This is a genomic window from Jannaschia seohaensis (genome assembly GCF_900116765.1).
In the GTDB taxonomy this organism is placed as follows: Bacteria; Pseudomonadota; Alphaproteobacteria; order Rhodobacterales; family Rhodobacteraceae; genus Jannaschia; species Jannaschia seohaensis.
In genome coordinates, this window is the sequence record NZ_UETC01000003.1 from 226,286 (window position 1) to 251,246 (window position 24,961).

The window sequence follows — 24,961 nt, forward strand, 5'->3', positions numbered from 1 at the left end:
TCGGAAACAGTCGCCCCTGGGCGGGCCGGGATAGCCCGGGGCGAAACCGGCCCGAATGTGCAGTGTGCCGCCTGTAAAAGCAGGCCGAGGCAATGATCGCGTGCCGATTGCGTGGCTCAGGCACTGTTTCCAAATGCGATATGATCTCGGGTCGGTCTCAACGGATTTCGGCGAAAAGACGGCGCGGCTGCGGCCGCGCCGGGGCGGCGTTAACCAATGGTTGCCGCAATCCTCTTCCTAGAGGCCATCTCATCGGCTAACTTTCTTACACGCCTCGTTTTTGGGGGGCGGAGTCTGCTGGCTGCGGGGGTGGCCGCGTGTGACGAGTGTCTTTCCGGGCGCGCGTCGTTCATGGGAATTGACTGGCATTTGGCACCGGTCATGGCCCTTGGCGTCGGGTGTTCGGTGAGTGCCTGACCGCGCCGGTATTCTGTCTTGCCGCTTTGCTCCGTCAGCCCGGGCACCAAAGGACCGAACGGAGTCACGTCGCCATGACGACCCCACGACCTCTCGATGCAATCGAACCCGGACGCCCGGGCGACAGCCCGTTCATTGTGTTTTCCCGTTCGGCCGCCGCGCGCGGCTCGCATGCGCGCGCGGAGTAAGGAGCCTCTGTCATGACCGAACCGACCAAGACCACCATCAGCTTCGACAACCTGCCCGCCGGCACGCTCGGCCCCGATTATTTCGCGGATTGGGGCGTGACGATCACGTCGGGCGACGGCTCCTCGGCGAGGGTGTCCGAAAGCGGCAGCATCCACGCCGATCCTGAGAGCGAGGAAGAGGGCGGCTCGACCCTCTCCTTCGAGTTCGACGGCAAGGTCATCCTGAACGGCGTCACCCTGGCCGAGATTACTGGAAGCGCCCAGATCACCATCTATGACGCGGCGGGCCGCATCCTCTTCGAGCAAGAGTTCGGCGCGGATGGGGGGCTCGACCCGAGCGAGCTTCTCGAAATCGACTTGAACGTCCCCGGTGCGGTCAAGGTGGACGTACATTTCTCCGGCTCCGGCGGCATCGAAGACTTTTCCTTCACGAACGCCATCGCCCCGGACGGCATCGTCAACGGCACCGTCGCGGGCGACCTGATCGACGACAGCTATGTCGATGAGGACGGCGACGTGATCGACGGCAACGATGCGATCGGCGTCAAGGGCACGACCGGCGACGACGACTTCGTCACCGCCTTCGATGGCAACGACACCGTCTATGCGGGCGACGGCAACGACCTTGTGCGCGGGGAGCACGGCGACGACCTGCTCTATGGTGAAGCCGGAATGGACACGCTGACCGGCGGCCTCGGCAACGACACCGCCTTCGGTGGCCGCGGCATGGACGAGATCATCATGTTCCGCGGCGACGACTGCGCCAATGGGCAGGACGGCAATGACTGGATGTGGGGCGGCGAGGGCAACGACACCATGTCGGGCGACCGCGGCGACGACATGGTCTTCGGCGAGGAGGGCGACGATTGCGTCCTCGGCGGCGAGGGCAACGACACGATCACCGGCGACGCGGGCGACGACACGCTGAAGGGCGGCGAAGGCGCCGACATGATCGATGGCGGCGCGGATCGCGACATCATCGTCGGGGCGACCTCGGGCGACATGATCTCCGGCGGCGAGGAAGGCGACGATTACGACGTGCTCGACCTCAGCCACACCGCGTTCACGAAGATCGACTACACCTCCGAAGACAAGGAAAGCGGCATCATTACCTTCGACGACGACTCGACGGCCAAGTTCGACGGCATCGAGAGGGTCAAGACGGAGAAGGAAGACTGCAACATCTGCGACGAGAAGAAGGCGCCGCCCTGCTTCACCCCCGGCACGCTGATCGCGACGCCCCAGGGCGAAGTGCCGGTCGAGGCGCTGCGGGTCGGTGACCGGGTCATCACCCGCGACAACGGGATGCAGACGATCCGCTGGATCGGCCGCCGCGATGTGACCCTCGCCGAAATGGTTGCCACCGACGCGTGGTGCCCCGTGCTGATCCGCCAGGGCGCGCTGGGCCACGGACTGCCGGAGCGGGACATGATCGTGTCGCCGCAGCATCGCGTGCTGGTCGTGGACGATGACGCCCTGCTCTATTTCGAGGAGCGCGAGGTTCTGATCGCCGCCAAGCATCTGGTCGGCCGTCGCGCGATCGAGCGGATGGCGCCCCGCGCCGTCTCCTACATCCACGTCATGTTCGACGCCCATCAGGTGATCCTGTCCGACGGCGCCTGGACCGAGAGCTTCCAGCCCGGTGACGACTCCCTCGCGGGACTCCAGGACGCGCAGCGGGAGGAATTGCTGTCGCTCTTCCCCGACCTGCGCGAGGAAGCGGGCCGCGATGGCTATGTCGCTGCGCGCCGAGCGCTCAAGCGCCGGGAAGCGGCGTTGCTGAACCATTGACCTCTGCCGGGTCGCAAGACGGGAGGGGCGTGGGAGACCGCGCCCCTTTCGGTTTGTGGGGCACGCGAACCGTGCTAATTCCGGCTCGTGTCTGACTCGGAGGGATCATGCGGCGCTGGCATTTCTACGTCATGGGGCTGATCGCCCTCGTCTTCGGCCTGTTGTCGATGGCCGAATACGTGATGATCTCCTACGGTCTCGTGCAGGGCTGGCTGGAGCTCTATCCGGCCGAGCAGATCGACTGGCTCCGGGCGGTCCCGGACTGGGTGCATGGCGTCTGGGCGGTTCAGGCTACGCTGGCGCTTGTGGGCGCGCTCTGTCTGCTGGCGCATCTTCGTCCGGCGGTCTGGATGCTGGGCTTTTCATTTTTTGCGCTCGCGACCCTGATGGTCTGGGCGGCCTTCTTCGCCGATCCGACGCTACTGGTCCTGGTGGGCGGCGGCTGGCTGACCTGGGTGACGATGGGGTTGGTGCTGGCGCTCAGCTTCCTCATCTATCTTTACTCGCGGCAGGAAAAGCAGGTCGGCGAGGTTCTCTGACCGACGACTTGCCCGACGGGGCCCGCGCTGTTAGCTGCGCCTGACTGGAAGAGTCGGGTATTGCCGTTGCAACCGCGTTTGAGCATCGAGGGCCTCGTTCGGAACCTGGGCGGGCGTCGCGTCGTCGACGGGATCGACCTGACCGTGGCCGCGGGACAGGTGACCTGTCTCCTCGGGCCGTCGGGATGCGGCAAGTCGACGACCTTGCGGCTCATCGCGGGGGTAGACCGCCAGGATGCGGGCACGATCTGGATGGACGGTGTCCAGGTCGCGGGGCCGGACCTGCACCGGCCGCCCGAGGCTCGGGGCATCGGCCTGATGTTCCAGGATTTCGCGCTGTTCCCGCATCTGACCGTCGCGCAGAATGTCGGGTTCGGCCTGCCGCGAGGGGCGGCCTCCGTGGCGCGCGCGCTAGAGCTTTTGGCTCGGGTCAACCTCTCGGGCTACGAAGAGAAGTATCCGCACGAGCTTTCCGGGGGCGAGCAGCAGCGTGTCGCCTTGGCCCGCGCCCTGGCCCCAAGGCCCTCCATCATGCTGATGGACGAGCCCTTTTCCGGTCTCGACGACCGGCTCCGCGACGGGATCCGGGACGAAACCCTCGCAGTGCTCAAGGAGGAGGGGACGGCCGTCCTACTGGTGACGCACGAGCCCTCCGAGGCGATGCGCATGGCCGACGAGATCGCGCTGATGCGGAACGGACGCATCGTCCAGCGCGCCGCACCCTATAACATCTACAACGCGCCTGTCGACTTGAAAGCGGCTTCCTTTTTCAGTGATGTCAATGTGTTGCCGGGCAAAGTTCATGGGGCGCTGACCGATACGCCCTTTGGTCAGTTCCTGGCGCCGGGGCTACCGGATGGGACCGAGGTGGACATCGTATTCCGCCCGCAACATGTGCGTCTGGATTTCGACCGCCATGGGCGCGGCCCCAACCCGACTGCAGCCGAGGGTGCGCCGGCGCGGGCGACGGTGCTGCGCGCGCGGTTCATGGGGCGGGAGAGTTTGGTGGAATTCCTGATGGACGATGGCCACAGTCGCGTGTCCGCGACCGTCCCGGCCGTGTTTCTGCCCAAACCGGGCACGATCCTTTGGCTATCGATCCCGCGGGATCGATGCTTCGTCTTTCGGCGAGAAGGGGCCGTCTGAGCCCCGCGCCGGGGCGTTATCTGCCCCAGCTGCGGACGTCGCCGCAATCGACATGCGTGAAGTTCGAGCCCGAATAGCGGCCGACTCCGCCGGCCCCGCAGGACGCGGCGGCACGGGCGACCTGCGCGACCGAGCGCGACGACAGGCGCAGATCCGCGGCCTGGCCCTTGAGGTGCAGCGAGTTGCGCGCGACCCCGCCGGAGCGGCGGCGCAGCATCGCGTTCGTTGCCGGCGAACGGTAGCCGGACAACAACATGAACGGCTCCGACGCGTCCACGAGCCGGTGCGTTGCCGCGATGATGTCGAGCGTGCGGTTGTCGATCTGCTTCACTTCGTTGCGACGCCAGTCGCGGAAGAAGAAGCTGATCTCAGAGAGGGCGTCGCGGACATATCGGCCTTCGATCCAGTAGATCGTATCCATCGTCTCGCCCGTCCGAGCGTTGGACATCCGGAGCCGCCGGATGTCGCCGCCGCCGCGCAGGAACCCGGCGGCTTTCGAGTATGTCGGTGCCGCGGCGACTGCCGTGGCGGCGAATGCAGTGAGAAGTCCACGGCGCGATAGTGCCGTGCCCGGAAGTGGTGTATCCGTCACGTTAGCCCCATTTTTGATCGGCCGTCTTTGCGACCTCGTTTGCCTCATCCCCATGTGACATGGGCAAGAAGCATGAACTGCTCTGATTCTCCAACGCCTACCCAGATCGCGGGGATTTGAGCAAGTTTTCGCCAAGGCCCTCGGGGACGGAAACGTGGAATGTTGCGCGAATGCCTACCCGAGTCGGTTTAGGATTTCGTGAATGGACTCGTACGCGGCCTCGCTTAACGTTGGTAACGCACTGCCATCCGGGACGATTTCGACCATGCGCTCATATTTTAAAGCCGCCGCTCTGGCGGTGCCCCTGGCTCTGACGGCTGTCGCGGCGGGCGCGGCGCCGCTGGTGACGCCAATGCAGCAGGCCGTCGCCCAGGCGGCCAGTGCCGACGAGGCCATCGCCGCTTTTTATCGCGGACGCGACTTTGCGCCCATCTGGATGGGCGAAGGGGCGGAGCATCGCCGCGCCGCCTTCCTCTGGGCGCTCGACACTGCGCCCGATCACGGGCTGCCTGTGGGCCGCTATGACCCGGACACGATTCGCGCCGAGTTTGCGGCCGCGCGCACGGCGGCGGATCGCGGAGCGCTCGAGGTCGAGATGACGCGCCGGTTTCTACGCTACGCGCAGGATGTATCCTCCGGCATCGTGGACCCGCGCCGCGTCGATCCCACGATCAAGGTCACCGTGCCCAAGCACGACTGGCTGGAGCAGATCACCGCCTTCGCCGAGGGCGATCCCTATGCTTTCGTCCGGTCCCTCTGGCCCACAACTCCGGCCTATACGCGCCTGCTGCGGGAAAAGCTGCGTCTGCGCGGCATCCAGGATGCGGGGGGATGGGGGCCGCCTGTTTCGGTCGGGGGGCTGTCGCTGGGCGACTCCGGCCCGGCGGTGGTGGAACTGCGCAACCGGCTGATCCGGATGGGCTATCTCCGCCGCTCCGCCGTGGCGAGCTTCGATGCCGCGCTGGAGTCGGCCGTGCGGGAGTTCCAGATCGATCATGGGCTGACCCCCGATGGCACGGTGGGCGAAGCCACGCTGCGCGCGCTGAACGTGCCGCTGGAGGACCGGATGGCGCAGATCGTCGTCGGGCTGGAGCGGCAGCGCTGGATGAACAAGCCACTGGAGCCGCGCCACATCCTGGTCAACCTGGCCGAGCAGCACGCCTATGTGGTCGATGACGGCAAGGTCACCTTCGACACCGTGGTCGTGGTCGGCGCCGACACGCCCGACCGCCGCACGCCGGAGTTCAGCGACACGATGACCCATATGGTCATCAACCCCTATTGGCACGTGCCCCGCTCCATCGCGATCAACGAATATCTGCCTGCGCTCCGCCGGGGCGGCGCCCAGCATCTCGAGGTCTATTCCCGCACTGGCCGGGTTAATCGGGCCAACGTGAATTTCAGCCAATACACGGCGTCCAACTTCCCCTTCAGCCTCAAGCAGGCGCCGGGGCCGCGGAACGCTCTGGGCCGGGTGAAGTTCATGTTCCCGAACCAGTGGAACATCTATCTGCACGACACGCCGTCCCGGAACCTTTTTGCCCGCGACGTGCGCACCTTCAGCCATGGCTGCGTGCGCGTCGCCCGTCCGCTGGCGCTGGCCTACCACCTGCTCGCCCCGCAGACGGAGACGCCAAAGGCGGATTTCGACAGCGTTCTTGCCGCCGGGCGGGAGCGACGGGTGAATCTGGAAGACCCGATCGGCGTGCACCTGGTCTATTGGTCCGCCTGGGTCACGCCGATGGGGCGGGCAAATTATCGCGGCGACCCTTACGGGCGTGACGCGAAGTTGCTCAGCGCCCTGCGCGCGGCCGGGGTGGAACTGGCGGGCGGGCGCAGTTAAGTCCCCCCGGAGGAGATTACCTCCGGGGGCGGAATGTTCACGCTGCAAGACATCGCGGACGCCTTGGGGCGTCCGGTCGAAGGGGACGGCACCCTGACTTTGCGCCGCGCGGCGGAGCCATCCGCGGCCGGTCCCGAGGATCTGGCCCTGGCCATGTCGCCCAGCTATGCTGACGCGCTGGCGCGGGGCGCGGCCCGGGCCGCGATCCTCTGGGAAGGCGCCGATTGGCAGGCGATGGGGCTGGCCGGCGCCGTGACCGTGCCGCGCGCCCGTCTGGCCATGGCGCGGATCACCGCCGCGCTCGACCCGGGCCCCGAACTCGCCCCAGGCATCCATCCCTCCGCTATCGTCGACCCCACGGCCGAGATCGCGCCGGACGCCGCCATCGGCCCGCTCTGCGTGGTGGGGCCGCGGGTGCGTATCGGCGCGGGGACGCGGCTGCTGGCGCATGTGACGGTGGGTGCCGATGCGCGGATCGGCGAGAATTGCCTTCTGCATCCGGGCGTCCGCGTCGGCAGCCGGGTCACGCTGGGCGACCGGGTGATCTGCCAGCCCGGCGCGACGATCGGCGGGGACGGGTTCAGCTTCGTCACCCCCGAGGAATCGGGCGTGGAGAAGGCCCGGCGCAGCTTGGGCGCCACGGGCGAGGTCGCTCCGCAGAGCTGGACCCGGATCCATTCCCTGGGATCCGTCACCATCGGCGACGACGTGGAGATCGGCTCCAACGCCACCATCGATAAGGGCACCGTGGCCGATACCCGCGTGGGCCGGGGCACCAAGATCGATAACCTGGTTCAGATCGGCCACAACAATATCATCGGGGAGGATTGCCTGCTCTGCGGGCAGGTCGGCCTCGCCGGGAGCAGCGTCGTGGGCGACCGCGTCGTGCTGGGTGGCCAGGTCGGGGTGAACGACAACATCACCATCGGCGACGACGTGGTCGCGGGCGGGGCCTCCAAGATTTTCACGCGGGTGCCGTCCGGCGCCGTCATCCTCGGCCATCCTGCGGTGAAGATGGAAACGCAGATTCAGATCCAGAAAGCCACGCGGCGTCTGCCGCGTCTGGCGGCGCAGATCGCGGAGTTGCGGGCGGCGGTGGCCAAGCTGACCGGGGGGGACGGCGCATGACCCAGGAGACCCGTGCCCGCGTGCATGCCATCTTGGCCGAGCAGGCGATGATCGACCCGTCGGAAGTGACCGACGCCGCCACCCTGGAAGAGCTCGGCATCGACTCCATGGGCGTGGTCGAGGCGATCTTCGCCATCGAGGAGGGCTTCGACATCACGGTGCCCTTCAACGCCAACGCCCCGGAGAAATCCGAGTTCGACATCTCCAATGTCGGCGCCATCGTGGCGGCGGTTGATCGGCTGGTGGCGGAGCAGCAGTGAGCCGCCGGGTCGTCATCACCGGCGCGGGCACGATCAACGCGCTCGGTCACGACGTGCCCTCCACGCTGGAGGCGATGCGCGAGGGGCGCTGCGGAATCGGGCCGCTGGTGATGCGCGACGCCGACAGGCTGGCCATCCGGATCGGCGCCCAGGTGCAGGGCTATGACGAGGCGGAGCGGTTCAACCGCCAGCAGATCGCTCTGTTCGACCGGTATACGCAATTCGCCCTGCTCGCCGCGCGCGAGGCGCTCGGGCAGGCGGGGCTGAGCTTTGCGGGCGAGGCGGCTGCCCGGGCGGGCGTGATCCTGGGCACTTCCGGCGGCGGGCTTCAGACGCAGGACGACAATTACCGCGCCGTCTACGAGGCCGGTAAGAACCGCGTGCATCCCTTCGTCGTCCCCCGCCTGATGAACAACGCCGCCGCCGCGCATCTGAGCATGGAGTGGAACATCAAGGGGCCGTCCTTCACCGTGGCGACGGCCTGCGCCTCGTCGAACCACGCCATTGGGCAGGCGTTTCAATTCGTCCGCGCCGGACTGGCCGACGTGATGGTGACCGGCGGCGCGGAGGCGATGCTCTGCTTTGGCGGCGTCAAGGCGTGGGAGGGGCTGCGGGTGATGTCCAACGACACCTGCCGCCCGTTCTGCGCGACCCGCTCGGGCATGGTGCAGGGCGAGGGCGCCGGGATCTTCGTGCTGGAAGACTATGACCATGCCCGCGCCCGAGGCGCCGAAATCCTGGCCGAGATCGCCGGGGTCGCGATGACCTCGGATGCCTCCGACATCGTGATGCCGTCCCGGCAGGGGGCGGAGCGGGCGATGGAGGGCGCGCTGCGGGATGCGAAGATGGCCCCGGACGAGGTCGGTTATATCAACGCCCATGGCACCGGGACGGCAGCGAACGACCGGACGGAAAGCGCGGCGGTCGCCACCGTGTTCGGCGCCCATGCGGACGCGTTGGCGATCTCGTCGACCAAGTCGATGCATGGCCACTGCATCGGTGCCACGGGCGCGATCGAGCTTCTGGCCTGCCTCATGGCGTTGCGCGATGGCGTCATCGCGCCCACTGTCAATTGGCGGGAGCGCGATCCGGAATGCGCGCTGGACGTGGTGCCTAATACCGCGCGGGAGGCCGAGATCAGCGCCTGCCTCTCCAACGCTTTCGCCTTTGGCGGTATGAATGCCGTTCTGGCCTTGCGGGCCGCCTGACGCGGCCCGCCTGCGGTCTCACTCGGGGTTGGCGACCGTGACGGCTTCGTAGCCGGCGGTGAAGCCGGTCAGCGACATGGTCAGTTCCGCCTGCTGATCGGGGGCCTGGGCCGGCACCACGATCACGGTCGCCGCCGCGCCCCGGCGCATCCGGTTCACGTCATCCGCCGTCAGGCCCAGCCGCGCATAGCAGCCCGACGTGTCGCAGAACGAGAACGGGTAGCGCCGGGCCGGTCCGTTATCGATGCGCATCGTCACCTGGGCCGTCAGCAGGGTCTGGAGCGGCGTCAGGATCGTGGCACCCGCGACGATCTCGCCGCCATCGGGCAGATCGAAGACGTTCACATCGGCGGTCGGGTTGCCGTTCTGATCGCTCAGGCGCTGGAACATCTGGCACGGATCGGGCCCGTCGCCCGGGTTCTCCAGGCAGCGGATTTCCCAATCGCCATGCTCTTCGCGGATATAGATGGACGGGCCTTGGCCTGGGGTCGCGACTTCTTCGCCGGTGGACAGCACCTGAGCGGCGAGATCGTCGGCGCCGCCTTCGGCCGCTTCGGCGGCGGGCGCGTCCTCTGCGGCGCCGGTCTCGGCCTGCTGAGCGAGGGCGGAGCCGCTTGCCAGCAAGGCGCTCAGCGCGAGGGCGAGGAAGGGGCGGGTCGGAAGATCGGTCATCGCGGCACACTCCGTGATAGAAAACTCTGCCTCCCTTACCATGCCCGAGTAGAAGGTGCAGGGGCGAAATCCAGACCTCTTGGCATGCTGGGCAAGCGTCTGCTCAGAAAGCAGAAAAGGGCCCGTGAGAAGGGCCCTTTTCCGTCTTTTTTCTCTCCCCGTCGGACTGGCCGACTTGATATGGGCCGGACCCTAAGCAGGCGGCGACGGGGCGTCAACACGGTATTTATGGGTAGAGGGAAGGGCGGCCGGTCGATCCGCCACGTCGGGCCCGTGGGAAAAAAGCCGCGTGGTGCGCGCACCACGCGGCCAGTCGACAGGGAGGATGACCGACGCGCATCTGTGCGCGTCCGACAAGGGCTGTTATGGCAGGGATCGGTTAAAGAGCTGTGAAGAGGCGCGCGATGGTGGACGGGACGATCTTCGTGGGGGGCGGCGGGCCGACTTATGGCGAGCCACAGCACCTGCGGCTGGACCGCGCGAACCGTCACGGGCTGATCGCCGGGGCCACGGGCACCGGGAAGACGGTCACGTTGCAGATCCTTGCCCAAGGCTTCAGCGATGCGGGCGTCCCGGTCTTTTTGTCCGATGTGAAGGGCGATCTGGCCGGGCTCGCTCGGCCGGGCTCGCCCGAGCACAAGTTGCACGGCGCCTTCACGGAGCGGGCGGGCACCATCGGGCTAGAGCTCGATTACGCCGCCTGTCCGGTGACCTTCTGGGATCTCTGGGGCGCGGCGGGGCATCCCGTGCGCACGACCGTGTCCGAGATGGGACCGCTTCTGCTGTCGCGTCTGCTGGATCTGTCCGAGGCGCAGGAGGGCGTGATGAATATCGCCTTCCGCGTGGCCGATGAGGAGGGGCTGGCGCTTCTCGACCTCAAGGACCTGCGCGCGCTGCTGTCCTGGGTCGGCGAGCAGCGCCAGGCGCTCAGCCTGCGCTATGGAAACGTGTCCACCGCGTCGGTCGGGGCGATCCAGCGGCGGCTTCTGGTGCTGGAGGGGCAGGGGGGCGCGTTGCTCTTCGGGGAGCCCGCGCTGGACCTCGCCGACCTGATGCGCACCGATGCGGATGGCCGGGGCCGGATCAACATTCTCGCCGCCGACCGGCTGATGGGCGCCCCGCGGCTCTACGCGACCTTCCTGCTCTGGCTGCTCTCGGAGCTTTTCGAGGAGTTGCCGGAGGTCGGTGATCCCGACAAGCCGGTCCTCGTCTTCTTTTTCGACGAAGCCCATTTGCTGTTCGACGATGCGCCCCCCGCGCTGGTCGAGAAGGTGGAGCAGGTGGCGCGGCTGATCCGCTCCAAAGGGGTCGGCGTCTATTTCGTCACGCAGAACCCGGACGACGTGCCCGAGGACGTGCTGGGCCAGCTCGGCAACCGCGTACAACACGCCCTGCGCGCCTACACCGCCAAGGACCGCCGGGCGCTGCGGGAGGCGGCAGGCAATTACCGTGACAATCCGCGCTTCGACATCGAGGACGCGATCCGCGAGGTCGGCACCGGCGAGGCGGTGACGTCGTTCCTGGATCGCAAGGGCCGCCCGGGAATGGCCGAGCGCACGCTGATCCGGCCCCCTGCCTCGCAACTCGGCCCGATCACCGAGGAGGAGCGGCGCGCCATCATCGCGGCCTCCCCCGTCGCGGGCCGCTACGAGGCCGAGATCGACCGGGAGAGCGCCTTCGAGGTGCTGGCCGCCCGGGCCGAGGAGGCCGCCAAGGCGGCCGAGGCAGCCGAGGCCGAGGAGGAGCAGGCCGGGCCAGCGGACCGCGAATACAAGGCCGGGCGGCGCTATACGGGCGGGCGCGTCGGGCGGTCCACCTCTCATCCTCGGCGGCGCGGCGACAGCGTCGGGGAAGCCTTCGCCAAGTCCTTCGCGCGCTCCGTCGGCACGCGGGCGGGCCACGCCATCGTGCGCGGGGTCCTCGGCGGGCTCTTCAAGGGCCGATGATCCTGCGCGCGCCCCGGCCCGCGGACGGGCCCGAGATCACCGCCATCCATGCCGAGGGGCTGGCCACCGGCCATGCGTCGTTCCGGGACAGGCCGATGGGGTGGGAGGAATTCGAGGCGGGCTTCGCCCTCGCTCTGCTGGCGGAGATCGACGGGGCGGTGGCGGGCTTCGCTGGCGTCGCGCCGACTTCGTCGCGGGCCGTCTATTCCGGCGTGGGCGAGGTCAGCGTCTATGTCGCCGCCCGCAGCCTGGGCCGTGGCGTGGGGCGCGCGCTGCTCTCGCGGCTCGTGGCCGAGAGCGAGGCGGCGGGCTGGTGGACGCTGGTCGCGCAGATCTTCCCCCAGAACCCCGCGAGCCTGGCGCTGCATCGTGCCTGCGGGTTCGAGGCGCTTGGCACAAGGCGGGGGCTGGGCCGCATGTCGTACGGCCCGATGGCGGGCCGCTGGCGCGATGTGGTCATGCTGGAGAGGCGCAGCGCCGTCGTGGGGGCGGCGGGGTAAACCCCGCCCTACAGAGGGCTACGGCTGTAGGGCGGGGTTTAGCCCGCCCCCGTCACTCCCACTCGATCGTGCCCGGGGGTTTCGACGTAATGTCGTAGGTCACGCGATTGATGCCGGGGACCTCGTTGATGATGCGCGTTGCCGTCTCGCCCAGGAACTCATGGCTGAAGGGATAATAGTCGGCCGTCATCCCATCGACCGAAGTCACCGCGCGAAGCGCGCAGGCATAGTCATAGGTCCGCCCGTCGCCCATCACGCCCACAGTCCGCACCGGGAGGATCGCGCAGAACGCCTGCCAGATCTCGTCATAGAGCCCATGCCGCCGGATCTGGTCGATATAGACCGCGTCCGCCCGGCGCAGGATTTCGAGCTTGGCGCGGGTAATTTCGCCCGGGCAGCGGATGGCGAGGCCGGGGCCGGGGAAGGGGTGGCGGCCGATGAAGCTGGGCGGCAGGCCGAGTTCGCGCCCGAGCGCGCGGACCTCGTCCTTAAAGAGCTCGCGCAGCGGCTCGACCAGTTTTAGCCCCATCTTCTCGGGCAGGCCGCCCACATTGTGGTGCGACTTGATCGTGACCGAGGGGCCGCCGGAGAAGCTGACCGATTCGATCACGTCCGGATAGAGGGTCCCCTGGGCCAGGAATTGCGCGCCCTCGATCTCATCGGCGTATTTCTGGAACACGTCGATGAAGAGCCGGCCGATCGTCTTGCGCTTCGTCTCGGGGTCGCTGACGCCGTCGAGCGCGCTCAGGAACAGCTCCTGCTCCTGCGCGTGGATGACGCGCAGATTCATGTGGTCGCGGAACATGGTCACGACCTCGTCCGCCTCATTGAGGCGCAACAGGCCATGGTCGACGAAAACACAAGTGAGCTGGTCGCCCACCGCCTCGTGGATCAGCGCCGCCGCGACTGACGAATCGACGCCGCCGGAGAGCGCGCAGATGACCTTGGCGTCGCCCACCTGGGCGCGGATCGCCTCTACGGCCTGCTCTCGGTAGCCGGCCATGGTCCAGTCGCCGGTGAAACCCGCGAGCCGGACGAAGTTCTCGTAGAGCCGCGGGCCCTTCGGGGTGTGATGCACCTCGGGGTGGAACTGGACGGCGTAGAAGCGCCGCGACGTGTCCGCCGTGATAGCGAAGGGCGCGCCGGGGGAAGTGCCGAACACTTCGAAGCCGGGCGCCAGTTCCGCAACGTGGTCGCCATGGCTCATCCAGACCTGCTCCCGGCCGACCGATTCCAGCCCGTCGAACCAGCCTTCCAGCAGGTCCAGCTTGCCCTCGGGCTTCACATAGGCGCGGCCGAACTCGGCGGTGCCCTCGCCCCGGGTGACGCGGCCGCCCAGCATCTGCTGCATGACCTGCTGGCCGTAGCAGATGCCGAGGACGGGCACGCCGAGCTCGAAGATTTCGGCCGGCGGGCGGGGAGAGCCCTCATCGGGCACCGAGGCCGGCCCGCCCGACAGGATCACCGCTTGGGGCGCGAAGTCCGCCAGGAAGTCGGCTGTGACCTGCTGGAACGGGTGGATCTCGCAATAGACGTTCAGCTCACGCAGGCGGCGAGCGATGAGCTGCGTCACCTGGGAGCCGAAATCGACGATCAGGAGGCGCTGGTGCTGGGTCTGGTCCATGAGCGCGGGCTTACGCGCGGCCCGCGGGGCTGGCAAGCACTGCGCGTGTCGCGTTCGGCCCATCCGCGCCGCTTCCGTGCGGCGATTTTCTTTCGGCGCGCGCTACGCCCTGCCCGGAGAGCACGCGGAGGCAGGGTCATGGTCGAGACGGCACGCAGGAAGCGCGGGGGCGGAGGCGCCGCCCGGCGCGCGGCACGGACGTCGCAGAAGGTCGTCACGGCGCCGGTCATTCAACGGCGAATCGCGGATTACGAGGTGCTGAATGAGGAAGCGCTGGAGATCATCGAGCGCAATGCCGAGACCGTGCTGGAGGAGATCGGTGTCGCCTTCGTCGAGAACCCCGCGGCCCTGAAGCGCTGGAAGGAGGCGGGCGCCGACGTCCAGGGCGAGCGTGTGCGCCTGCCGCGCGGCATGGCGCGGGAGCTTTGCGCCAAGGCCCCCTCGACCTTCACCCAGATCGCCCGCAACCCCGAGAGATCGGTCGAGATCGGAGGGCGCAACCTGGTGCTGGCTCCGGTCTATGGCCCGCCCTTCGTGCGCGACGCGGGCGGACGGCGCTATGCCACGATCGAAGATTTCCGCACTTTCGTGAAGCTGGGCCATCAGTCGCCCTGGCTCCACCATTCCGGCGGCACCGTCTGCGAGCCGACGGACATCCCCGTCAACCGGCGCCATTTCGACATGCTGATGGCGCATATGACGCTGACCGACAAACCCTTCATGGGCGCGGTCACCGAGCCGTCGCGGGCCCGCGATTCGATTGAGATGTGCGACATCCTCTTTGGCGGGCTGGAGGATCGGACGGCGCTGATCTCGCTCATCAACGTGAACTCGCCGCTAACCTTCGATTCGATCATGATTGGCGCGCTTGAGGAATACGCGGCCGCCAACCAGGCCTGCATCGTCTCGCCCTTCATCGTCGGCGGCGCGATGGCGCCCGTCTCGGTCGTGGGCACGCTGACGCAGGTCCTGGCCGAGGTGATGGCGGGCGTCGCCTATGCGCAGCTGATCCGGCCCGGGGCGCCGGTGGTGTTCGGGGCGTTCGTGACCTCGATCGACATGAACTCCGGCGCGCCGACCTTCGGCACGCCCGAAGCCGCGCAGATTACCTATGGCGCGGGGCAGTTGGCGCGGCGGCTGGGCTTGCCCTATCGCTCGGCGGGGTCGTTCTGCGGCTCCAAGCTGCCGGATGCGCAGGCCGCCTATGAGACGGCGAACTCGCTGAACGCGGGCCTGCTGTCGGGCGTGAACTTCATGCTGCATGCCTGTGGCTGGCTGGAGGGCGGCCTTGTCGCCGATTTCGAGAAGTTCGTCATGGACGCGGACCAGCTGGGTATCCTGCACCGCATGGCGCAGGGGATCGACATCAGCGAGGCCGGGCAGGCGATGGACGCCATCCGCGAAGTCGGGCCCGGTGGGCACTATCTCGGCTGTGCCCATACCCAGGCCCATTACGAGACCGCGTTCTGGCGCACGGGTCTGTTGGACTACAAGCCCTACGAGACCTGGCTGGAGGAGGGCGGGCGGGACACCCGCGCGCTGGCCTCCGTCAAGATGGCCGCGATGCTGGACAGCTACGAACAGCCTTATCTCGACCCCGCGATCCTGGATGGCTTGCGCGACTATGTCGCTCGACGCACGGCCGAGATGCCCGACGCCCATATCTGAGGGCGGGGAATCACCCCACCCGAAAGCTGCGCGCCTCCGCCAGAAGCGCCGTCAGAATATCGACGTGGCGCGGCAGGCAGTAATTGGTGGCGCCCTCCCGGCGCCGCTTTTCCAACTCCGCCTCGATCGGGAGAAGCTTTTCCAGCGCCGCACGCGCCGTCGCCGGGATCGCCACACGCAGCATCCGGCGCAGGTCGCGCCGCCGCTCATAGAGCGCCGTGCCTTGCGCTGCCGCCTCCACCAGGAGGCCAGGGCGTCGCAGCTCGTTGATTTCCTTCGTGATCCTGCACATGGTGCGGTCCTTCCACTGATCTGAATCCATGCCAGACAATGACCACGGAGCACGGCGTGTTGCGTCAAAGCTGGAGACAGGGAACGGTCCGGAAGGCGTGTTTACATTTTGGAAACAATTCCGCGGGCTGTGGATAAGAATTAACCTATTAGTAACCAATCGGCTGTGATCTGGCCCCGATTTCGCCCTATTTTCGGAGCTTTCGATGACGTCCCGCCAGCCTCAGCCCGCCGAAGGCGCCCAGTTTCCAAACTGGGTCCCGGAAGCGGCGCGAACCTATGTCGAACACGCGTTCGACGGGCGGCCGTTGAGGCATGTCGCGGCCGAACGAGGATGCTCTGCTTCGACAGTCCTGCGTCAGGTCCGCCGGATCGAACAGCGACGGGACGATCCCCTGGTAGACGAAGTCATCGAGAGGCTGGCCGCATTTCGATCCCCAACGACCCGCACTGAGGAAGACCACTCCATGTCCGCCATTCCACCGAATGCCACCTTGATCGATGACGTGACCCTCGCGCGGGAGGGACGCCGCATCCTGCGCCGTCTGTGCGAGACCGACGCTTTTCTTGCTGTCGGGCAGGGCATGCCGCAGGCGGTCGTGCTGCGCGGGACGGGCGACGCGCCGACGCGCACGGCGACCCTGCCACGGGACGTGGCGCAGGCGATGGTGCTGAAGGATTGGCTGAGCTGCTTCAAGGCAGGCCGCGTCACCCGATACCGCATCACCGAGGCGGGGCGCGCGGCGCTCAAGCGGATGCTCGGCGAATCGCTGGAGCGCAAGGTCGCGTCCCGTGGCATGGCCGAGGCCCCCAGCCCGTTCCTGACGCAGCATATGGATCTGGGCGAGAAGGTGGTGACCATGCCGGGCGTGGCGGAGGCCTCGCTGCGGATCAATCTCTCCGAATCGCCCTTGGGTGCCTTGGCCCGCAAACGCGACAAGGATGGAAAGCCCTTCCTGCCGATGCCCCTGGTCGCCGCGGGCGAACGGCTCCGCGAGGAATTCGAGCGCGCGCAGATGGGGCCGCGGGTCGGGCAGAACTGGGACCGTTTCCTTGCCGCCGGGGAGCGGGGCGCGATGGGCGCCTCCGATCCGGTCAGCGGGCCGGAGGCGGCGCGCAAACGGGTGTCGGACGCGCTTCGGGCGCTCGGGCCGGGGCTGGGGGACGTGGTCCTGCGGGTCTGCTGCTTCCTGGAGGGGCTGGAGGCCGCCGAGAAGCGGATGGGCTGGTCGGCCCGATCCGGCAAGATCGTGCTGCGCATCGCGTTGCAGCGGCTCGCCGATCACTATGAGAATCAGCGCTGAGGCGCGTCAGCCCAACAGGCGCAACTCCGCCGGTTTGAGCGAAGGGCGCGCGGAGGGGCCGTAGGCGTCAGGCCGCGCGAGGCTCGGAAACAACGCCAACAGCTCGGCCCGGGTGGCGCGATCCATCGCGGAAAGTGCAACAGGGCCGGGATGGAAACTCTCCGAGGGGATACCCTCGGCCAGCACGATCTCGTGCCGGTCGAACAGCAGGTGGATATAGGTCACCGTCCCGCCCGTCCGACGCGTCACCCCCGGCCGCCCAAGAAAGGCATGGGCCGGGGCCAAGACCTGGGCAGCACCGAAGAACAGCTCGCTCAGGCTCGATTCGACCAGCATGCGGTGCTGGGGTGAGACCTCCAAGGCACGGGCATTTCCCAGCGCGCCCGGCGCGAAGCGGATGGGCGCCAGCCGTCCTTCGGCGCGCACCTCCGTCCGGCCGACCCAGCGGACGGTGCGCAGCCCGTGATCCAGCGTCCAGACCCGCGCGCCGGGCCGCAGCATCTCGATCGGGACCTGTCCGCGCGCCGTGGCGAGCCGTGTGCCCTCGGTAAAGCAGGTGACCATCTCGAAGTTCTTGAACGTCGTGGTCGACCCATCGCCCCAGGCCACGGACCCATCGCCATGGCAGTCGAAACGGACGCTTTCGGCCGCGCGCACATCCAGCCGGTCGAAGCCTGCGCCGCCGTCGAGATGCGAGACCCCCGCACCGCCGAGCACGGCCGTGTCGTCGTCTTCACCCAGCCGGACGATCTCCACCTCGGCCTTGCCCGAGACCTCGACCCGATCCGCGCCCGCGCCGGTCTCCAGCGTCCAGACCTGCGCCGAGCCGCCCACCGACACGGTGTCGTTGCCCGCGCCGCCGGTCAGCACGGACACCCGCGCGCTCCCTCCGATCTCGGCCGTGTCGTCCCCCGCGCCGAGATCGACACCGTAGCCCGCATTGCCGGAGGTCATGGCCAAGCTGTCGTCACCGTCCCCCAGATCGACCGAGTCGCCAAAGCGCGTCCCGCCCGTGACCGTCAAGCTGTCGTCGCCGCCGCCGGTCAGCACCGGGCCGGCCACCGCCTTGGCGGCCAGCGCGATCTGGTCGGCGTCCTCCGTGGCCTCGACGCAAAGCAGCGCCTCCAACTCCCGAACCTGCATCAGGAACGGGTTCTCTTGCAGGTGGTCGACCTCGGAGTTCCGCAGGATCACATCGCGCAGGCCCGAGGCTTCGACCTCGGCCAGGATCGCCTCGCCCAGGGCCGGGTCGAGCTGACCGAAACTTGCGTCCCCCTGGGCGGTGCGGGCGAACTGATCCGAGACGATATGGGTAAAGAGCGGACCCAGCATGCCGTCCTCGGCATCCTCCGCCAGCCCGCCGACCCAGAGATCGACCTGATGGACAGTGTCGTAGACCGAGGCCAGCTCCGCCTGGATCGCAGGGTCGGCGGTGATGATCGAGAAGTCCTGCGGGTCCAGGGCCTCCGGGTCGATATCGCCCAGCAACTCGGCGCGGACCGAGACGTAGCTGTCCATCCCGTGATCGGCGGAGCGCATCAGGTTCAGCGCGGGCAGTGAAAAGCCGCTCACCCCTTCGGGCGTCTGGAGAAAGAAGTTCAGGTCGTCCACGACCTTGGTGTCGAGCTCCTGCGCGGATTGCCCGGCCATGCCGCGCAGAAAGGCGTCGATCCCGTGCTCGCGCACCATTTCGGTGTCGAAGAACCCGTCCATGAGCGCCTGATGCCCGCCCTCCGCCTCGGACCCGTCCTCCTCAAGCCGGTCCATCCGGGACGCGACCAGCGTGTGCCCGAAGCGGAAGGCGGCGGTCGAGAATTCCAGCGCGACCTGGCCGTCGACATCCGGGTCATGGGCGGTGTCCTGAGGGACGGCATTGCCGATCAGCAGGGGCAGCCATTCCTCATAGGTGATCTTTTGAAGCTCGAATTCGACGATCTGGCGCGCGCCCTCGAACAGCGCATCGTCGTCCCAATCTGGATGCTCCTCGGCCAGCCGGTCGGCCCAGTGGTTATGTTCGCGCACCCAGAGCGTGTGCAGCGTCAGGAGGTTCGGGTTCTCGTTGGCGCGGATATCGCCGGCCAGGAAGACGGCATCCTCCCCGTCGGTCTCACCCGCCATCACCGTCTCCGGCGTGGCCTTGGGCAGCAGCCCCTCTTCGTCCATTCTCAGGCGGCCGCCTTCATGGGAACGCACATCCTCGACCCGGCCGGCGTTTGAGCCGTAGATCATGCTCCCGTCGATCTGCCAGGTGATGGAATTTCCGTATTCGCGCGGCCCCTCCTCGCCGCTCCCCTTCATGTAGTCCGAGCGGCCGACGCCATGGGAGAAGGCGTCGTTCTCCATCGTCTCGTGATCGCCTTCGGGCGTCAGGCTCATGTCGTGGTCGAGAAACTGGCCCCAGGTCGTGAACAGCGCGCTGATGCCGTTCGAGTTGGGCATGTCGCCCTCCTGGTCGAACAGCTTGGAGGCGACCTTCATCGGGTCGGCGCCCTGATAGAGTTCGCCCAGCGCGTCTTGATAGCGCGCCTCGGTCAGGCGCGGCATTTGTTCGAGATTGGCCAGAAAGGGACAGCGCGCGGCCGGGGTGCCGGGATCGACTTCGGGATGGTCGGACATCGACAGGGGACTCGCGCGCGTAAACCGCCTGAGATGTTACCCGATCCGAGACCTTTAGGGGAGGGGGGTGGATGCGACGGACTGTTTCCAATCCGCCGCAACCCGAGAGGTTGGGACCTTAGCGGTCCTCGACCTCGACATAATGGCGCAGCGTCTCGCCGGTATAGAGCTGCCGCGGGCGGCCGATCTTGAGCGCCGGGTCCGAGAGCTGCTCGGTCCATTGCGAGATCCAGCCCACCGTGCGCGACAGCGCAAAGATCGGCGTGAACATCGAGGTCGGGAAGCCCATCGCCTCGAGGATGATGCCCGAGTAGAAATCGACGTTCGGGAAGAGCTTCTTCTCGGCGAAATACGGATCGGCGAGAGCCTGCTTCTCCAACTCCTTGGCGACCTGGAGCGTCGGGTTGTTATCGACGCCCAGCAGTTCCAGCACCTCGTCGGCGGACTGCTTCATCACCGTCGCGCGCGGGTCGAAGTTTTTGTAGACCCGGTGCCCGAAGCCCATCAGGCGGAACGGGTCGTTCTTGTCCTTGGCGCGGGCGATGAATTCGGGGATGCGATCGACCGTCCCGATCTCGCGCAGCATCTCCAGACAGGCCTGGTTGGCGCCGCCATGGGCCGGACCCCAGAGACAGGCGATGCCGGCGGCGATGCAGGCGAAGGGATTCGCGCCGGAGGACGAGGCCAGACGCACTGTCGAGGTCGAGGCGTTCTGCTCGTGATCGGCATGCAGCGTGAAGATCCGGTCCATCGCGCGGCTCAGGATCGGGTCGGGCACGTAATCCTCGGCCGGGACCGAGAAGCACATGCGCAGGAAGTTCGCGGCATAGTCCAGATCGTTGCGCGGATACACGAAGGGCTGGCCGATCGTGTATTTGTAGGCCCAGGCCGCGATGGTGGGCATCTTGGCGATCAGGCGGTGCGACGCGATTTCGCGCTGGCGCGGGTCGTTGATGTCGGTGCTGTCGTGGTAGAAGGCCGACATCGCGCCGACCACGCCGACCATGACGGCCATCGGGTGCGCGTCGCGGCGGAAGCCGCGGAAGAAGTTCGCCATCTGCTCGTGTAGCATGGTGTGATGGGTGATCGTGTGCTCGAATTTTTCGAGCTGCGCAGCCGAAGGCAGCTCCCCGTAGAGCAGCAGGTAGCACACCTCCAGGTAGTGCGACTTCTCGGCCAGTTCACCGATGGGATAGCCGCGATGCAGCAAGATGCCCTCGGCGCCGTCGATATAGGTGATCTTGCTCTCGCAAGCGGCCGTCGAGGTGAAGCCCGGATCGTAGGTGAACACACCCGCTTGACCGTAGAGCTTGCCGATATCGATGACGTCCGGCCCCTCGGTGGGGCTGAGGACGGGAAGGTCCCAGCTGGCATCGCCAATCGTCAGCGTCGCGGTCTTCTCGGTGTCTGCCATGGTCGTCCTTTCATCCCATGCCGCCGTGAGCGAGCGGCAACCCATTGGTCATGCACTGTTTCGTGCAACTCGTCTTGGGGGCTTAGCTGGCCTCAGCCCCGGGTGCCGCGGCCGCATCCTGCAGACGGGCCAGGGTCTCGGCCCGCCCGAGGACGAGCATCATGTCGAAGACGCTCGGGGTGGCCGTGCGGCCCGCCAGAGCGGCCCGGAGAGGTGCGGCCAGCTTGCCCAGCCCAAGCCCGTGCGCCTCTGCCACGCGGCCGACGACCCCCTCCAAATCGTCGCGCGTCCAGCTAGCACTTTGCAGGTGCGGCGTCAATTCAGCCAGTATACCACGGGATACCGGATCGAGCGCCTTGGCCGCTTTCTCGTCCGCCGTCACCGGCCGGTCGATCAGCGCGAACCGCGCCCGGTCGAGCAATTGCGGTAGCGTGCGGCTGGCCTCTTTCACGACCGGCACTGCGGCGGCGAGGCGGGCGGCATCCGGCGCTGGACGCCCGTCGCGTGCGGCAAAGTCCAGCGCCGCGGCCACGATGTCGTCATCCGCCATCGCCGTGAGATGTTGCCCCGAGAGATTTTCCAGTTTCTTGAGGTCGAGCCGCGCCGGGGCGCGTCCGATCCCGTCGAGGTCGAACCATTCCCGCGCCTGCGCATCGGTGAAGAACTCGTCATCCCCGTGGCTCCAGCCGAGCCGGGTCAGGTAGTTGCGCAGCGCGGGCGCGGGGAAGCCCATTGCCGCATATTCCTCGACCCCCAGCGCGCCGTGGCGCTTCGACAGCTTCTTGCCGTCCGGGCCGTGGATCAGCGGGATATGCGCCCAGACCGGTTCGGCCCAGCCCATCGCGCGGTAGATCTGCGCCTGACGGGCCGCGTTCACCAGATGGTCGTCGCCCCGGATCACATGGGTCACCCCCATGTCGTGATCGTCGACCACCACCGCGAGCATGTAGGTCGGCGTCCCGTCCGAGCGCAGCAGCACCATGTCGTCGAGTTGATCGTTGCGGGTCACGACGCGGCCCTGCACGCGATCCTCGATGACGGTCTCTCCCTCCCGCGGCGCGCGCAGGCGGATGGCGAAGGGCGCGTCGGGATGCTCCGCCTCGGACACGTCGCGCCAGGGGCTTTGGAACAGGGTCGAGCGGTTCTCGGCCCGGGCCGCCTCTCGAAAGGCTTCGATCTCCGCCTGGGTGGAGAAGCAGCGATAGGCGTGGCCGTTCGCCAACATCTCTTGCGCCACCTCCGCGTGACGGGCGGCATGGGCGGCCTGGCTTGTGGCCTCGCCGTCCCAATCGAGCCCCAGCCAGGTCAGCCCGTCAAAAATGGCCTGGGTTGCCGCCTCGGTCGAGCGGGCGCGGTCGGTATCCTCAATGCGCAGCAGGAACCGGCCGCCACGGCCGCGGGCATAGAGCCAGTTGAACAGCGCCGTCCGCGCCCCTCCGATATGCAGAAAGCCCGTCGGCGAGGGGGCGAAGCGGGTGACGACGGGGTCGGCCATGAATGTCTCCAAGGGGGCGAGTCGCAGGTGGGGTGGCGGATCTGGCTTGGAATTAACCGTTTGGTAACCAAGTCCGGACCAGTGTTTCGCGCGGTTCTATGGGCCGTTGCCGCGGAGGACAAGGATGGAGGACCGGGCCGCAGTTCCGGGCTCTAGGGCCGCCCCGCTGGATCGCTTGGCCGTCGCCGTTCAGGCGCTGCGCGGACGCCGCCTGCCATGGGTCGCGGTCGCCTGGGGCACTGGGGTCGGGCTCTATTTCGCGCTCCCGGTCGAGCCGACGGGGTCGCAGGTTGCGGGCGCGTCCGTGGCCGCTCTCGCGCTTCTGACGCTGGCTTGGCTTGGGCGCTTCGGCGCGGGCTTCCTGGCCGGGCTCCTGGCGGTGGCCCTGCTCGGCGGGCTGGCCGCGACGGCGCGCACGGCGATGGTGGCCGGCCCCGTGCTGGACTTCCGCTACTACGGCGCGGTCGAGGGGCGGATCGTGCAGGTGGACCGGTCGTCCTCGGGCGCGACGCGGATCACCTTGGACCGGGTCCGGCTGGATCGGGTCGCCCCCGAGGACATTCCACGCCGCGTCCGCGTTTCGCTCCATGGCGGCGGCATCGCGCCCGAACCGGGGCTGCGGGTGATGACGACCGCGCATCTTTCGGCGCCGAACGGGCCGGTCGAGCCGGGCGGGTTCGACTTCCAGCGCCATGCCTGGTTTCTCCAACTGGGCGCCATCGGCTATGGCCGCATCCCGCTGCTGGAGGCGGCGCCGGCCGAGACCGGCCCGGCAATCCTGCTCCAACAGGCCCGGCGGGAGATCGCGGCCGGCTTGCGCGAGCGGATGCCCGGCGTCCGCGGAGATGTCGCGGCCGCGCTGACCACTGGCGACCGCTCGGGTCTGCCCGAGGATGCGGTCGAAGACCTGCGCCGGGCGAACCTCGCGCATCTTCTCGCGATCTCTGGACTGCATGTCGGGCTCGTCGTGGGCTTCGTTTTCTGGGCCGTGCGCGGCGGGCTCGCGCTTTGGCCCCGAGTGGCGTTGCGCTACCCGATCCGTGCCTGGGCGGCGGCGGTGGCGATCCCGGTGGCGGCGGCGTATCTTCTCCTGTCGGGAGCGACGGTCGCGACGCAGCGCGCCTTCGTAATGGCGCTCGTGATGCTGATCGCGATTCTGGCGGGGCGGCGGGCCGTCTCACTCCGGTCGGTGGCGATCGCGGCGCTGATCGTGCTGGCCTGGCGGCCCGAGTCGCTCACCGGGCCGGGGTTCCAGATGTCTTTCGCGGCGACGGCGGCCCTGGTCCTGGCGTTCCGGGCCCTGGCGGATCGGCGCGACGCCATGGGCGGCTGGCTGCGCGGCTGGCGGGGCGCGATCCTGTCGCTCTTCGTCTCCTCGCTGGTGGCCGGGCTGGCGACCGCGCCCATCGCCGCGATTCATTTCAACCGCGTGGCGCAGTTCGGGCTGTTGGCGAACCTGCTGGCCGTGCCGCTGATGGGAACGCTGGTGATGCCGCTGCTCTTCGTCGGCCTGCTGCTCTGGCCGCTGGGTTTGGAAGCGGGGCCGCTCTGGCTGGCGGGGCAGGGCATTGCGTATATTCTGCGCGTTGCCGAGTGGGTCGGGGACCTGCCGGGCTCAGTCAGCCACGTTGCGGCCCCGGATCCCTGGGTCTTGCCCGTTCTCGGTCTGGGGATGAGCCTATTCGCTTGCGCGCAGCGATGGGGGCGCGCGGTCGCGATCCTTCCCATTGTGGGGGCCTGCGTCGGGTGGAGCCTCAGCACCCGGCCTGACCTGTTGATCTCCGGCGATGGGCGTCTGGTCGGGATGATGACGGAGACCGGACGCAGATTGAGCCGCGAGACGGGGGCCGCTTTCGTCGCGGAGGCCTGGCTCGAGAATGACGGAGATGGGGCGCAACAGGCCGTCGCCGCCGCCCGCGAGACGCCTTTGGCTGGCCTTCCGACGATTGCCGCCTTGCGCGGCAAGACCGGGCTGGACGACGCGCTGGTCCGTTGTGCCGCAGGGGGCATCTGGGTGGTGACCCCCGTCCGCGTCGCGTCTGAGGCGACCGGCTGCGAGATCTTCGACGAAGCGCGTCTGCGGGAGACGGGGTCGATTGCGTTCTCCGTCGCCACCGGCCGGATCGAGACCTCGGCGGAGCGCCAGGGCCTCCGGCCATGGACCGGCGCCTGGCGACGCATTCTGGCCCAGTGAAGATGGCCGACGGGATAACCGGGCGGACGGCTTGATCCTCTGATCGCCCCCAAGTCGTCACGGCGGCCTTATGTGCCATCCGGACAATGGCGAGATCGAGCCTCTCAGGTTAGCCTGGTAATCCG

The 24,961-nt window shown here is 67.9% G+C and carries 19 protein-coding genes; 12 read left to right on the forward strand and 7 right to left on the reverse strand.

Going from position 1 to position 24,961, the window contains the following annotated elements:
• Positions 1 to 617: 617 nt before the first annotated feature.
• From DTQ71_RS09015 to DTQ71_RS09025, 3 genes are all read left to right on the forward strand, one after another.
• Positions 618 to 2,396 (forward strand): Hint domain-containing protein, encoded by a 1,779-nt coding sequence (locus DTQ71_RS09015; protein ID WP_109563968.1) that lies wholly within the window; start codon positions 618 to 620, stop codon positions 2,394 to 2,396.
• Between the two features lie 107 nt (positions 2,397 to 2,503).
• Positions 2,504 to 2,935: a hypothetical protein gene (locus DTQ71_RS09020; RefSeq protein WP_109563969.1), complete on the forward strand. Its 432-nt coding sequence runs from the start codon at positions 2,504 to 2,506 to the stop codon at positions 2,933 to 2,935.
• A 27-nt stretch (positions 2,936 to 2,962) separates the two neighbouring features.
• Complete coding sequence (locus tag DTQ71_RS09025; protein ID WP_407066401.1) at positions 2,963 to 4,081, forward strand: ABC transporter ATP-binding protein; 1,119 nt, start codon at positions 2,963 to 2,965, stop codon at positions 4,079 to 4,081.
• Positions 4,082 to 4,097: 16 nt separating this feature from the next.
• Here the strand turns inward: DTQ71_RS09025 and mepK are convergent, their stop codons facing one another.
• A complete protein-coding gene (gene mepK, locus DTQ71_RS09030) occupies positions 4,098 to 4,673 on the reverse strand; it encodes a peptidoglycan L,D-endopeptidase MepK (RefSeq protein WP_407066402.1) in 576 nt (191 codons plus the stop codon).
• A 265-nt stretch (positions 4,674 to 4,938) separates the two neighbouring features.
• Between mepK and DTQ71_RS09035 the strand changes: the two genes are divergently transcribed.
• From DTQ71_RS09035 to DTQ71_RS09050, 4 genes are read left to right on the forward strand one after another with little or no spacing between them, the layout of a single operon-like run.
• Entirely contained in the window at positions 4,939 to 6,516 is a 1,578-nt protein-coding gene (locus tag DTQ71_RS09035; protein WP_109563972.1) for a L,D-transpeptidase family protein, read from the forward strand.
• 33 nt (positions 6,517 to 6,549) lie between these two features.
• The gene (lpxD, locus tag DTQ71_RS09040) at positions 6,550 to 7,644 is read left to right on the forward strand and encodes a UDP-3-O-(3-hydroxymyristoyl)glucosamine N-acyltransferase (protein WP_109563973.1); all 1,095 of its coding nucleotides are present in this window, start codon (positions 6,550 to 6,552) and stop codon (positions 7,642 to 7,644) included.
• Positions 7,641 to 7,904 carry an acyl carrier protein gene (locus DTQ71_RS09045; RefSeq protein WP_109563974.1) on the forward strand — a complete coding sequence of 88 codons (264 nt, stop codon included), beginning with the start codon at positions 7,641 to 7,643 and terminating at the stop codon, positions 7,902 to 7,904. Before lpxD ends, DTQ71_RS09045 begins: the two co-directional genes overlap by 4 nt.
• Positions 7,901 to 9,112 (forward strand): beta-ketoacyl-[acyl-carrier-protein] synthase family protein, encoded by a 1,212-nt coding sequence (locus DTQ71_RS09050; protein WP_109563975.1) that lies wholly within the window; start codon positions 7,901 to 7,903, stop codon positions 9,110 to 9,112. Before DTQ71_RS09045 ends, DTQ71_RS09050 begins: the two co-directional genes overlap by 4 nt.
• Before the next feature lie 18 nt (positions 9,113 to 9,130).
• On the opposite strand, the gene DTQ71_RS09055 is transcribed toward DTQ71_RS09050, so the two are convergent.
• Positions 9,131 to 9,784, reverse strand: coding sequence for an invasion associated locus B family protein (locus tag DTQ71_RS09055; RefSeq protein WP_109563976.1), 654 nt, complete (start codon positions 9,782 to 9,784; stop codon positions 9,131 to 9,133).
• A 404-nt stretch (positions 9,785 to 10,188) separates the two neighbouring features.
• Here DTQ71_RS09055 and DTQ71_RS09060 point away from each other — a divergent pair, with 404 nt between their 5' ends.
• Both DTQ71_RS09060 and DTQ71_RS09065 read left to right on the forward strand, forming a co-directional pair.
• Positions 10,189 to 11,730: a helicase HerA-like domain-containing protein gene (locus tag DTQ71_RS09060; RefSeq protein ID WP_109563977.1), complete on the forward strand. Its 1,542-nt coding sequence runs from the start codon at positions 10,189 to 10,191 to the stop codon at positions 11,728 to 11,730.
• Complete coding sequence (locus DTQ71_RS09065; RefSeq protein ID WP_109563978.1) at positions 11,727 to 12,230, forward strand: GNAT family N-acetyltransferase; 504 nt, start codon at positions 11,727 to 11,729, stop codon at positions 12,228 to 12,230. The genes DTQ71_RS09060 and DTQ71_RS09065 overlap by 4 nt, the downstream gene beginning before the upstream one ends.
• A gap of 52 nt (positions 12,231 to 12,282) precedes the next feature.
• On the opposite strand, the gene guaA is transcribed toward DTQ71_RS09065, so the two are convergent.
• The gene (gene guaA / locus DTQ71_RS09070) at positions 12,283 to 13,854 is read right to left on the reverse strand and encodes a glutamine-hydrolyzing GMP synthase (protein WP_109563979.1); all 1,572 of its coding nucleotides are present in this window, start codon (positions 13,852 to 13,854) and stop codon (positions 12,283 to 12,285) included.
• Positions 13,855 to 13,992: 138 nt separating this feature from the next.
• Between guaA and DTQ71_RS09075 the strand changes: the two genes are divergently transcribed.
• Positions 13,993 to 15,522: a trimethylamine methyltransferase family protein gene (locus DTQ71_RS09075; protein WP_109563980.1), complete on the forward strand. Its 1,530-nt coding sequence runs from the start codon at positions 13,993 to 13,995 to the stop codon at positions 15,520 to 15,522.
• Positions 15,523 to 15,532: 10 nt separating this feature from the next.
• Here DTQ71_RS09075 and DTQ71_RS09080 read toward each other — a convergent pair whose 3' ends face one another.
• Positions 15,533 to 15,814: a DUF6477 family protein gene (locus DTQ71_RS09080; protein ID WP_109563981.1), complete on the reverse strand. Its 282-nt coding sequence runs from the start codon at positions 15,812 to 15,814 to the stop codon at positions 15,533 to 15,535.
• Between the two features lie 466 nt (positions 15,815 to 16,280).
• Between DTQ71_RS09080 and DTQ71_RS09085 the strand changes: the two genes are divergently transcribed.
• A complete protein-coding gene (locus tag DTQ71_RS09085; protein ID WP_342768112.1) occupies positions 16,281 to 17,117 on the forward strand; it encodes a DUF6456 domain-containing protein in 837 nt (278 codons plus the stop codon).
• 6 nt (positions 17,118 to 17,123) lie between these two features.
• Here DTQ71_RS09085 and DTQ71_RS09090 read toward each other — a convergent pair whose 3' ends face one another.
• The 3 genes from DTQ71_RS09090 to gltX form a co-directional block, all read right to left on the reverse strand.
• Positions 17,124 to 19,733, reverse strand: a complete 2,610-nt coding sequence (locus tag DTQ71_RS09090; protein ID WP_109563983.1) for a peroxidase family protein — start codon at positions 19,731 to 19,733, stop codon at positions 17,124 to 17,126.
• 118 nt (positions 19,734 to 19,851) lie between these two features.
• Complete coding sequence (gltA, locus tag DTQ71_RS09095; RefSeq protein ID WP_109563984.1) at positions 19,852 to 21,147, reverse strand: citrate synthase; 1,296 nt, start codon at positions 21,145 to 21,147, stop codon at positions 19,852 to 19,854.
• 82 nt (positions 21,148 to 21,229) lie between these two features.
• Positions 21,230 to 22,642 (reverse strand): glutamate--tRNA ligase, encoded by a 1,413-nt coding sequence (gene gltX, locus DTQ71_RS09100; protein WP_109563985.1) that lies wholly within the window; start codon positions 22,640 to 22,642, stop codon positions 21,230 to 21,232.
• A gap of 124 nt (positions 22,643 to 22,766) precedes the next feature.
• Here gltX and DTQ71_RS09105 point away from each other — a divergent pair, with 124 nt between their 5' ends.
• Positions 22,767 to 24,836: a ComEC/Rec2 family competence protein gene (locus DTQ71_RS09105; RefSeq protein ID WP_109563986.1), complete on the forward strand. Its 2,070-nt coding sequence runs from the start codon at positions 22,767 to 22,769 to the stop codon at positions 24,834 to 24,836.
• Positions 24,837 to 24,961: the final 125 nt, after the last annotated feature.